This window comes from Streptomyces sp. NPDC006207, assembly GCF_040613835.1.
In the GTDB taxonomy this organism is placed as follows: Bacteria; Actinomycetota; Actinomycetes; order Streptomycetales; family Streptomycetaceae; genus Actinacidiphila.
The window spans coordinates 25,545-35,641 of record NZ_JBEXSX010000082.1; the positions used below are offsets into that span (position 1 = coordinate 25,545).

General features: G+C 70.0%; 9 protein-coding genes and 1 pseudogene. 4 read left to right on the forward strand and 6 right to left on the reverse strand.

Translation table 11 applies throughout. The features are described from left to right. Positions 1–306: 306 nt before the first annotated feature. Positions 307–564 (forward strand): WhiB family transcriptional regulator, encoded by a 258-nt coding sequence (locus ABZ312_RS40035; RefSeq protein ID WP_018563321.1) that lies wholly within the window; start codon positions 307–309, stop codon positions 562–564. Positions 565–728: 164 nt separating this feature from the next. On the opposite strand, the gene ABZ312_RS40040 is transcribed toward ABZ312_RS40035, so the two are convergent. The 6 genes from ABZ312_RS40040 to ABZ312_RS40065 form a co-directional block, all read right to left on the reverse strand. Beyond that, positions 729–2,177: a sensor histidine kinase gene (locus ABZ312_RS40040; protein ID WP_500331109.1), complete on the reverse strand. Its 1,449-nt coding sequence runs from the start codon at positions 2,175–2,177 to the stop codon at positions 729–731. A 366-nt stretch (positions 2,178–2,543) separates the two neighbouring features. Then, entirely contained in the window at positions 2,544–3,614 is a 1,071-nt protein-coding gene (locus ABZ312_RS40045; protein WP_500439840.1) for an SIS domain-containing protein, read from the reverse strand. Between the two features lie 47 nt (positions 3,615–3,661). Then, a complete protein-coding gene (locus ABZ312_RS40050) occupies positions 3,662–5,185 on the reverse strand; it encodes a glycoside hydrolase family 3 protein (protein WP_500331105.1) in 1,524 nt (507 codons plus the stop codon). Continuing rightward, a complete protein-coding gene (locus ABZ312_RS40055) occupies positions 5,182–6,069 on the reverse strand; it encodes a carbohydrate ABC transporter permease (RefSeq protein ID WP_499513874.1) in 888 nt (295 codons plus the stop codon). The genes ABZ312_RS40050 and ABZ312_RS40055 overlap by 4 nt, the downstream gene beginning before the upstream one ends. Positions 6,070–6,074: 5 nt before the next feature. Then, positions 6,075–7,040, reverse strand: coding sequence for a carbohydrate ABC transporter permease (locus ABZ312_RS40060; RefSeq protein WP_500439843.1), 966 nt, complete (start codon positions 7,038–7,040; stop codon positions 6,075–6,077). Between the two features lie 98 nt (positions 7,041–7,138). Continuing rightward, the gene (locus ABZ312_RS40065) at positions 7,139–8,416 is read right to left on the reverse strand and encodes an extracellular solute-binding protein (RefSeq protein WP_500331103.1); all 1,278 of its coding nucleotides are present in this window, start codon (positions 8,414–8,416) and stop codon (positions 7,139–7,141) included. A 225-nt stretch (positions 8,417–8,641) separates the two neighbouring features. Between ABZ312_RS40065 and ABZ312_RS40070 the strand changes: the two genes are divergently transcribed. From ABZ312_RS40070 to ABZ312_RS40080, 3 genes and pseudogenes are all read left to right on the forward strand, one after another. Continuing rightward, positions 8,642–9,421 carry a GntR family transcriptional regulator gene (locus ABZ312_RS40070; protein ID WP_500439844.1) on the forward strand — a complete coding sequence of 260 codons (780 nt, stop codon included), beginning with the start codon at positions 8,642–8,644 and terminating at the stop codon, positions 9,419–9,421. Between the two features lie 132 nt (positions 9,422–9,553). Further along, the gene (locus tag ABZ312_RS40075) at positions 9,554–9,811 is read left to right on the forward strand and encodes a DUF3311 domain-containing protein (protein WP_319158706.1); all 258 of its coding nucleotides are present in this window, start codon (positions 9,554–9,556) and stop codon (positions 9,809–9,811) included. Further along, positions 9,808–10,097, forward strand: a pseudogene (locus tag ABZ312_RS40080) (sodium:solute symporter); the annotation flags it as partial. The gene ABZ312_RS40075 and the pseudogene ABZ312_RS40080, both read left to right, overlap by 4 nt.

The following is a 10,097-nucleotide window of genomic DNA, read 5'->3' on the forward strand; positions in this document are numbered from 1 at the left end:
TAAAGTCCTTTCACTCGAACGTTTAGGCTGCCCTGCACCCCATGGAAGTACGGCTGTGACGGAGCCGACACCGAGGATTCAAAAAAAACTTTTCGGAAGGGGTTGTATCCGCAGCCCAGGTTTGCGAGGCTCTTCCTGGCGATCGGGACAGCCGCTCATCGGGCGTCCTCGGCAGCCGGAATCCTCACCACACCCCCGCGGGACCGCACCAGGAGACTGGGCGATGTCCCGTGTCGTGTCTGAGGATTCGTGAAAGCGTTCACATTCACAAGCAACTTACATGCAACACAAGGAGATGGAGCAGCCATGGACTGGCGTCACAACGCCGTTTGCCGCGAGGAAGACCCCGAGCTCTTCTTCCCCATCGGCAACACCGGTCCTGCGCTGCTGCAGATCGAGGAAGCCAAGGCCGTCTGCCGCCGCTGCCCCGTGATGGAGCAGTGCCTGCAGTGGGCGCTGGAGACCGGCCAGGACGCCGGCGTGTGGGGTGGCCTCAGCGAGGACGAGCGTCGCGCAATGAAGCGCCGCGCCGCCCGCAACCGCGCCCGCAACGCCAGCGCCTGACGCACTCGCTTACCCCCGAGCCGCAGCGCGCAGCACCTCCGAACCGCGCAGCATCGCGACGCGAAGAGCCCCGGCCGCTCCCCGAGCAGCCGGGGCTTCGGCGTTCCCGGAGCCCGGTCCTGCGAGGTCCCCGCCCCGCCGGACTCGCAGGACCGCGACGGGTTTCAGCCCTCCAGCGGCAGTTCCAGGACGACCTTCGTCCCGCGCTCCTCGGCCGGGACCATGTCGAAGCTTCCGCCCAACTCCCCCACCACCAGGGTCCGTACGATCTGCAGCCCGAGGTTGCCGGCCCGCTGCGGGTCGAACTCCGCGGGCAGGCCGCGCCCGTCGTCCCGTACCGCGATGCCCAGCTTCTGCCCGTGCCGCTCGGCGGCCACCTCGACGGTGCCCTGCTCGCCCGGCCCGAACCCGTGCTCCAGGGCGTTCTGCAGCAGTTCGGTGAGGACCATCGACAGCGGGGTGGCCACCTCGGCCGTCAGGATGCCGAACCGCCCGCTGCGGCGCGCGGTGACCCTGCCCGGGGAGATCTCGGCGACCATCGCCAGCACGCGGTCGGCGATCTCGTCGAACTCCACGCACTCGTCGAGGTTCTGCGACAGCGTCTCGTGCACGATCGCGATCGAGCCGACCCGCCGCACCGCCTCCTCCAGCGCCTCCCGGCCCTTGTCGGAGTCCATCCGCCGGGCCTGCAGCCGCAGCAGCGCCGCGACCGTCTGCAGGTTGTTCTTCACCCGGTGGTGGATCTCCCGGATGGTGGCGTCCTTGGTCATCAGCTCGCGCTCCCGGCGGCGCAGCTCGGTCACGTCCCGCAGCAGCACCAGGGAGCCGTTGTGCGTGCCCTTGGGGCTCAGCGGGATCGCCCTCAACTGGATGACGCCGCCGTTGCCCTCGATCTCGGTCTCCCGCGGCGCCTTGCCGCCGGCGACGGTCACCAGCGCCTCGTGGCTCTTGGTCCGCGAAGGGGCCAGTTCGGCGGAGACCGAGCCCAGGTGGTGGCCGACGAGGTCGGCGGCCAGGCCGAGCCGGTGGTAGGCGGAGAGCGCGTTGGGGCTGGCGTACTGGACGACGCCTTCGGCGTCGAGCCGGATCAGGCCGTCGCCGACCCGCGGCGAGGCGTCCATGTCGACCTGCTCGGAGGGGAACGGGAAGCTGCCCGCCGCGATCATCTGCGCCAGGTCGGACGCGCTCTGCAGGTAGGTGAGCTCCAGGCGGCTGGGGGTCCGCACGGTGAGCAGGTTGGTGTTGCGGGCGATGACCCCGAGGACCCGGCCCGCTCGGCGCACCGGGATGGACTCGACCCGGACCGGGACCTCCTCGCGCCACTCCGGGTCACCCTCCCGGACGATCCGGCCCTCGTCGAGTGCGGCGTCCAGCATCGGGCGGCGGCCGCGCGGCACCAGGTGGCCGACCATGTCGTCCTGGTACGAGGTCGGGCCGGTGTTCGGCCGCATCTGGGCGACGGAGACGTAGCGGGTCCCGTCACTGGTCGGGACCCACAGCACGAGGTCCGCGAAGGAGAGGTCGGAGAGCAGTTGCCACTCCGATACCAGCAGGTGGAGCCACTCGAGATCGGAATCGTCGAGGTCCGTGTGCTGGCGTACGAGATCGTTCATGGAGGGCACGCAAATGAGCGTATCCCGCGCTCATGGAAGGCGCCGTCATCCAGTCCCCACAAAGGTCTCCGACGACCTATGATCTGACTGCGTCACCTTGTGGACAGGCGTTAGTGGTCTAGTCCAGAATTGACGTACAACCGAACTTCCATCCTTCCCGCACAGAAGGGTGGAGCGAGGCCCCGGCGCTCTCTGCCCTGACTGCGCCAGGCCTCATGGTCGGCCCTGACGGGCCGCGGGAACCGCACATCCCGCGTGCCACGGGCCGACGGCAGCTCCGGGCTGCGGTGCTGGGCGGGTTGAGGGTCCCGTCCCGGCGCCGCGGCCCGAAGTGGTGTCAGGGCCCTTTCCGGCCCGCCTTCCGGCTCAGCGCGTCTCGGTCACCTTCGCCAGCGCGCGCGGCGCATCGGGGTCCTGCCCGCGGGCGATGGTGATCTCGTAGGCCAGCATCTGCAGCGGGAGGATCTCCAGGACCGGCTGCACCTCCTCGGCGACGCCCTCGGTGGGGAGGACGAAGCCTGCGGAGGCGGCGTCTACCGACGCCTGGTTGCCGATGACCATCAGATCGGCCCCACGGCCGCGGAGCCGGTCCAGCACCGGCTGGAGCGCCTCGCCGCCCTTGCCCTCGGTGACGATCGCGATGACCGGGGAGACGTTGTCGACCATGGCCAGCGGGCCGTGCAGCAGGTCGGCGCCGGAGAAGGACAGGGCCGGGATGTAACTGGTCTCCATCAGCTTCAGCGCGGCCTCCTTCGCGGTCGGGTAGCCGTAGCCGCGCGAGGTGAGCACCAGGCGCTCGGCGAAGCGGTAGCGCGCGGCGAGCGCCCTGACCTCGTCCTGGCGGGCGAGGATCTGCTCCGCGAGTTCCGGCAGGACCTTTGCGGCGTTGCCGTCGCCGCCCCGCAGCCCCTCGACGAACAGGTAGAGCGCGAGCAGCTCGGCGGTGTACGTCTTGGTCGCCGGCAGCGCCTTCTCCGGGCCGGCCAGGACGTCGATGTGGAACTCGGAGACCTCGGCCAGCGGCGAGTCGGCGTTGTTGGTGACCGCCAGGGTGATCGCGCCGGCCTCGCGGGCGGCCCGGGTCGAGGCCACCAGGTCCGGTGAGCCGCCGGACTGGCTGACCGTGACGACCAGGCAGTCCGTCAGGTCCGGGCGCGCGCCGTAGGCGGTGGTGGTCGACATCGAGGTCAGCCCCGCGGGCTTGCCGAGGACCACCTCCACCAGGTACTTGGCGTACAGGGCCGCGTTGTCGGAGGTGCCGCGCGCGGTGAGCAGGACGAAGCGCGGTCCGCGCGCGGCGATCCGCTCGGCGGTCCGCCGGATCCGGGGGGCGCCCTCCTCGAGGATGCGGCGCAGCACCGCGGGCTGCTCGGCCATCTCGCCGGACATGATCCGGCCGGGCATCGGCTGCTGCTCGGCCGGCGGCGGGGCGGACATTCTCGGGGCCTCCAGGTGGATCCGGAACGGATGTGCCGCGGCGGACCTCAGTCGCCGGCCTCCTTGCCAGCGATGACCTCCGCGGCCGCCCGCCCGCACACGCGGGCGGCGCCGTGGGTCGCGATGTGCAGCGCGCCGGACGGTGCCGCCTGGGGAACGCCCATCTCCACCACCACCGTGTCCGGACGGGCGGCGAGCAGCGCGCCCAGCGCCTCGGCCATCCAGGGGTGACGGTGCACGTCACGCACCACTGCGACGATCCTACGAGTCCCCGCCGACCGCAGCACGTGTGCGGTCAGCGCGTCACCTTCGCGAAAGCTCCCGGTCACGGTGCCCGGGAAGATCCGGTCGAGCTCGGCGGCGACGCCCCACGGGGTCTCGTCACCGACGGCGATGTTGGCGACCGGGGTGAAGGCGGCGACGTACGGCGCCTCGGCGACCGGCAGGTACGCGTCGGTACGGGTCACGCGCAGGGCGCGGCGGGCCGCGACCAGGCCGATCCCGGGGTCCGGTGCCGCGAGCGCCGGCGCCGCGGAGCGCTCGGCGGCCCAGGCGGCCAGGCTCCGCACCCGTCCGGCGGCGTCGGCGAGCCGCTCCCGGGTCAAGTCGCCGTCGCGCACGGCGGCGACGATGGCGTCGCGCAGGGCGACCACCGTCTCCTCCTCGGCGAGGCCGCCGCCCACGCAGATGGCGTCGGCGCCGGCGGCGAGCGCCAGGACGGTGCCGCGCTCGATGCCGTACGCGTCGGCGATGGCGCGCATCTCGATGCCGTCGGTGACGATCAGGCCGTCGTAGCCCAGTTCGTCGCGGAGCAGTCCGGTGAGCACGGCGGGGCTGAGGGTGGCCGGGCGGTCCGGGTCGAGGGCGGGCACGAGGATGTGCGCGCTCATCACGGCCTTGCTGCCGGCGGCCAGGGCGGCCCGGAACGGGGCGAGTTCACGGGCGTGCAGGGTGTCCGGGTCGACGTCCACCCGGGGCAGGGCGTGGTGGGAGTCGACGGAGGTGTCGCCGTGACCGGGGAAGTGCTTGGTGCAGGCGGCGACCCCGGCGGACTGCAGGCCCTCGACGTACGCGCCGGTGTGGCGGGCGACCAGCAGCGGATCGGAGCCGAAGGAGCGCACGCCGATGACCGGGTTGCGGGGGTCGGAGTTGACGTCCGCGGACGGCGCCCAGTTGAGGTTGACCCCGCACTCGGCCAGCCGGCGGCCGAGTGCGGCGGCGACGTCGCGGGTCAGGGCGGTGTCGTCGACGGCGCCGAGGGCGAGGTTGCCGGGGAAGGAGGAACCGCTGCGGGCCTCCAGCCGGGTCACGTCACCGCCCTCCTCGTCGGCGGCGATCAGGACGTCGGGCCGTACCGCGCGCAGCTGCGCGGTGAGCGCGGCCAGTTGCCCGGGCGACTCGATGTTGCGGGCGAACAGGGCGACGGAGCCCAGTCCCTCGGCGAGCCTGCGCAGCAGCCACTCGGGTGCGGTGGTGCCGTGGAAGCCCGGCTGCAGGACGGTGAGGGCGTCGCGGACGAGGTCGCCCGGGTCCGCGGTGCCGTCGTGGATCTGGCTCAAGGTCTCGGTCATCCCTTCACCGCCCCGGCGGTCAGTCCGGCGGCGACCCTGCGCTGCACGATCAGGAAGAAGATCACCACGGGCACGCCCATCATGGTCGAACCGGCCATCATCGGCGCGTAGTCCGTGCCCCGCGAGGTGACGAAGTTGCCGAGCCACACCGTCGCCGTCTGGTGCTCCTGGCTCATGATGAGCATCGCGTACAGGTACTCGTTCCAGGCCTGGATCAACGCGTAGATGGAGGTGGCGACGAGGCCCGGGGCGAGCAGCGGCAGGATGATCCGGAAGAACGCGCCCATGCGTGTGCAGCCGTCGACCATCGCCGACTCCTCCAGCTCCTTGGGGATGTTGACGATGAATCCGCGCAGCGTCCACACCGTGAAGGGGAGCACGAAGGTCAGGTACGTGATGACGAGTCCGGAGAGCTTGTCGATCTGGTCGATCTGGTTGAGCAGCAGGAAGACCGGGATGATCATCGCCACCAGCGGCACCATCTGCACGGCGAGGATCGCGACGATCACCGCCTTGCGGCCGCGGAAGACGAAGCGGGAGATGGCCAGCGCCGCCAGCAGCCCGATGACCAGGCCGAGGCCGACGGTGGAGCCGGCGACGATCAGGCTGCGGCCGACCGATCCCCAGAAGTCGCCGACGTCGAGGGCGTCGGAGAAGTTCTGGAAGGACAGGCTGGTCGGGAAGAGCTTGGGGTCGGGGTCGATGGCGTCCTTGGCGGGCTTGAACGCCGTGTTGAGCATCCAGTAGACCGGGAAGCCGGAGACCACCACGACCAGCAGGCCGAGCAGGTTGTAGACCGTCCGCCCCTTGCGCCGGGGCCGCCGGGCGGCGCGCGCCGCCGGAGCGGCGGCCGGCACCCTCTCGGCGGGAGCCGTGTCGAGCATGGCCGTCACTCCACCTCTCCGATCTTCAGCATCTGGCGCATGTAGACGGCCATCACCCCGAGGAGGAGCAGCACGGTGATGACGGCGATGGCCGCGCCCGCGTCGTAGTCGTTGGCGACGAAGGCCTGGTCGTAGGAGTAGGTGGTGAGGACCTGGTACGCGGGCTCGGGGTGGCCGTCGCGCATGAGGAAGACCTGCGGGAAGACGCCCATGTCCCAGATGACCGACAGCGTCGTCAGCATGACGATGATCGGCTTGAGCACCGGCAGGGTGACGTGCCGGAAGACCTTGACCGGCCCGGCGCCGTCCATGCGGGCGGCCTCCTCCAGTTCCTTGGGCACCTGGGTGAGGCCGGCGTGCAGGGTGATGGCGACGAAGGGGATGGCGCCCCACACCACCATGAGGGTGATGACCAGGAAGCCCTGCTTGGTGTCGGTGAACCAGTTGTGGCCGCTGAGGTCCACCCCCGGCAGCCGGCTGAGCAGCCAGTTGAGGACGCCGTAGTCGCTGTCGAACATCCACTTGAAGATGGTGATGGCGACGACCACGGGCATCGCCCAGCTCGCCACCAGCACGATGTTGATCAGCGCCTTGACCCAGGGCGAGACCCGCTGCATCAGCAGGGCCACCCCCATGCCGACGACGAGCGTGAGCAGCACCGCCGCGAGGGTGAAGAGCAGCGTGCGCAGGACGACGCCCCAGAAGACCGAGTCCCCCAGGACGTGGGTGTAGTTGGCGACTCCCTGCCAGTCGCCGGGCAGCCCCTGCCAGAGCTCGGCCTGCCCGTACTGCTTGAACGAGAGGGTGACCAGCCGGACCAGCGGGTAGCCGAGGACCAGCAGCAGGACGCCGATGGTCGGCGCGAGCAGCGTCCACGGGAGCGCGGCTCCGCCGAAGCGGCGTGGCCTGCGGCCCGGTCCCGCCGGCCGCGGGCGCGGCACGTTGTCCAACGGTGTGTCAACGGCACTCATCATGTGCTCCTCGGCTGCTCCAGTCCCTGGCGTCGCGCCGGGGCCGGCCGCCCCGGGGCGGCCGGCCGGCGTCGATCACCGTGTTGCCCGTGTGCCGGTCAGCCGGCGTTGATCACCGCGTTGATCTGCTCGTCCGCGGACTTGGTCGCGTCCTCGATGGAGGCCTTGCCGACCGCGATGTCGTTGAGCATGTTCTGCAGGATCTGCTTCTTCTCGACCTGCAGCCAGCCCGGGGCGGTCGGGACGAACCAGGTGTTCTCGTTGGCCCGGGCGGATGCGGCCGTCGCCGGGTCGTCCTTCAGCGGGGCGAGCAGCGACTTGGCGTTGGGCAGGTTGCCCTTGGAGATGAGGACCTTCTGGGCGGCGCTGTTCGTGAAGCCGTTGATCCAGTCGGCGGCGAGGTCCTGCGCGGCGGACTTGGCCGGGATGACCAGGTCGGAGCCGCCGATGAAGTTCGGCAGCAGTTCGCCGTTGGGGCCGGGCAGCGCGAAGGTCTCCAGGTTGTCCTTCAGCTTGCCGGTCTTGTCGGTCTTCGGGTCGGCGGCGGCGCCGCCCTCCCAGCTGGCGCCGTAGATGAGCGCGGACTTGCCCTGGCCGTAGACGATGTAACGGTCGGACTCGTCCTTGTTCTTGTCGCCGTGGAAGTACGCGTCGAGGACGCCCTTCCAGGTCTTCAGGCCCTCGATGGACTTGGGGTCGGAGAGGGTGGCGGTCCACTTGCCGCCGTCCTCCTTGGCGACGTCGCCGCCGGCGTCCTTGACGAAGGCCAGCGCGGTGTACCAGTCGCGGCTGGGCTGGTACCAGGCGGAGAACTTGTCGCCGTTCTTCTTCTGGATCTTGTCGAGCGCGTCGGTCAGCTCGGCCCAGGTGGTGGGGGCCTTGGTGACGCCGGCCGCCTTGGCGACGTCCTTGCGCCAGGTGCCGACACGGGCACCGGCGTAGTAAGGCACGCCGTAGGTCTTGCCGTTGTACGTCACGGAGCCCTCGAGGGCGTCCAGCCAGTCGCCGGAGTTCTCGAACTTGCTCTTGTCGATGGGCGCGAACGCGCCCTTGACCAGGTAGCCGAGGGTCTCGGTGTTGCCCATCTCGACCACGTCGGGCACCTTCTTGGTGGCGAGGACGGCGTCGAGCTTCTGGTTCTTGGCGGTCCACTCGTAGTACTCGTGGTGGATCTTCACGCCCTTGTGCTCGGCCGTGAAGGCGTCGTCCGCCTGCTTGACCAGCTCGGGCCAGTTCTTCTGTGCGTCGACCGTCAGCCAGACGGTGATCTCCTTCGGCGCCGAGGCCTTGTCGGAGCCCTTGTCGTCCGAACCGCAGGCCGCAACGCCGGCGACCATGACGGCGACACCGATCGCCGCGATCAGCTTGCGCTTCACAACACCCTCCCCAGGGCAGTGAGTACCAAGTGGTGTAGACCAGTGCCCGAAGCTTGGCCTAGACCTTTAGGGGTGTCAAGGGTGTATAAGAGCACCGGACGCGTCCGTTACCGGACCGACATCTGGGCTCGTAACGCGATATGAGCCCGGCCCGTGCCACGATGTGAGCCGCGAATGACGGAGGAGCCGGTGACGGCAGCACGACAGCACTCGGGAGCAGAGGCGATGGAGACGGACGGCGAGGCCGGCACAGCGGTGACGGAGACCGCGGAGGCGCCCGGGGCCGTGGCCGGACGGACCGCGCGGGTACCCAAGTACTACGGACTGAAGCGCCATCTGCTCGAACTGACGCAGACGATGCCCCCCGGCTCCCCGGTGCCCCCCGAGCGCACCCTGGCCGCCGAGTTCGACACCTCGCGCACCACCGTGCGGCAGGCGCTGCAGGAACTGGTGGTCGAGGGCCGCCTGGAGCGCATCCAGGGCAAGGGCACCTTCGTCGCCAAGCCCAAGGTCTCCCAGGCGCTGCAACTGACCTCGTACACCGAGGACATGCGGGCCCAGGGCCTGGAGCCGACCTCACAGCTGCTCGACATCGGCTACATCACCGCAGACGACCGGCTGGCCGAACTGCTGGACATGAAGGCCGGCGGCCGCGTGCTGCGCATCGAGCGCCTGCGCCTGGCGAACGGCGAGCCGATGGCCATCGAGACCACCCACCTGTCGGCCAAGCGCTTCCCCGCGCTGCGCCGCAGCCTGGCGAAGTACACCTCGCTCTACACGGCCCTCGCCGAGGTCTACGACGTCCGGCTCGCCGAGGCGGAGGAGACCATCGAGACCTCGCTCGCCACCCCGCGCGAGGCGGGCCTGCTGGGCACGGACGTCGGGCTGCCGATGCTCCTGCTGTCCCGGCACTCGATCGACACCGGCGGCGAGCCGGTGGAGTGGGTGCGCTCGGTCTACCGCGGTGACCGCTACAAGTTCGTGGCCCGGCTGCAACGTCCGTAACCCCGGTACGGTTCCCCGGCCTTGTAGATCGTTTCCATACCGCAATGCGGGCGGTAGTGACGTGCCGACCGTCCTGACTCTAGATTGCCTGCGCATTACACAGGAGTAAGAGATCAGGACGGAGCCGTAGCAATGTCCGAACCATCCGGAACCTCCGGGCGGCCACCGGTGGTCACCACCACCCGCGTGATCGCCGGTGTCTGCCTCGTCATCCCCTTCGTCGCCATGCTCTGGGTCGGCTCGTACGCGAAGCTGACGCCGGAGTTCATCGGCATCCCGTTCTTCTACTGGTACCAGATGCTGTGGGTGTTCCTGTCCTCCGGACTGACGTACGCCGCGTACGTGCTGGTCCGTCGTGAGGAGCGGGCACGGAAGGAGGCCGCGAAGTGAAGGACGGGGTCAACGGCGTCGCGCTCGGCGTCTTCATCTTCTTCTTCCTGGTCGTGACGGTCCTGGGTTTCCTGGCCGCACGCTGGCGCAGGGCGGAGAACGCGCTGCACCTGGACGAGTGGGGCCTGGGCGGCCGCAGCTTCGGCGGCTGGATCACCTGGTTCCTGCTCGGCGGTGACCTGTACACGGCCTACACGTTCGTGGCGGTGCCGGCGGCGGTGTACGCGGCGGGTGCGTCCGGCTTCTTCGCCGTGCCGTACACGATCCTGGTCTACCCGCTGATCTT

Bases quoted from the DNA above. Each gene is read 5' to 3' on its own strand.
- ABZ312_RS40035 (WP_018563321.1), top strand. From the start codon at position 307: ATGGACTGGCGTCACAACGCCGTTTGCCGCGAGGAAGACCCCGAGCTC.
- ABZ312_RS40040 (WP_500331109.1), bottom strand. From the start codon at position 2,177: ATGAACGATCTCGTACGCCAGCACACGGACCTCGACGATTCCGATCTC.
- ABZ312_RS40045 (WP_500439840.1), bottom strand. From the start codon at position 3,614: ATGTCCGCCCCGCCGCCGGCCGAGCAGCAGCCGATGCCCGGCCGGATC.
- ABZ312_RS40050 (WP_500331105.1), bottom strand. From the start codon at position 5,185: ATGACCGAGACCTTGAGCCAGATCCACGACGGCACCGCGGACCCGGGC.
- ABZ312_RS40055 (WP_499513874.1), bottom strand. From the start codon at position 6,069: ATGCTCGACACGGCTCCCGCCGAGAGGGTGCCGGCCGCCGCTCCGGCG.
- ABZ312_RS40060 (WP_500439843.1), bottom strand. From the start codon at position 7,040: ATGAGTGCCGTTGACACACCGTTGGACAACGTGCCGCGCCCGCGGCCG.
- ABZ312_RS40070 (WP_500439844.1), top strand. From the start codon at position 8,642: ATGGAGACGGACGGCGAGGCCGGCACAGCGGTGACGGAGACCGCGGAG.
- ABZ312_RS40075 (WP_319158706.1), top strand. From the start codon at position 9,554: ATGTCCGAACCATCCGGAACCTCCGGGCGGCCACCGGTGGTCACCACC.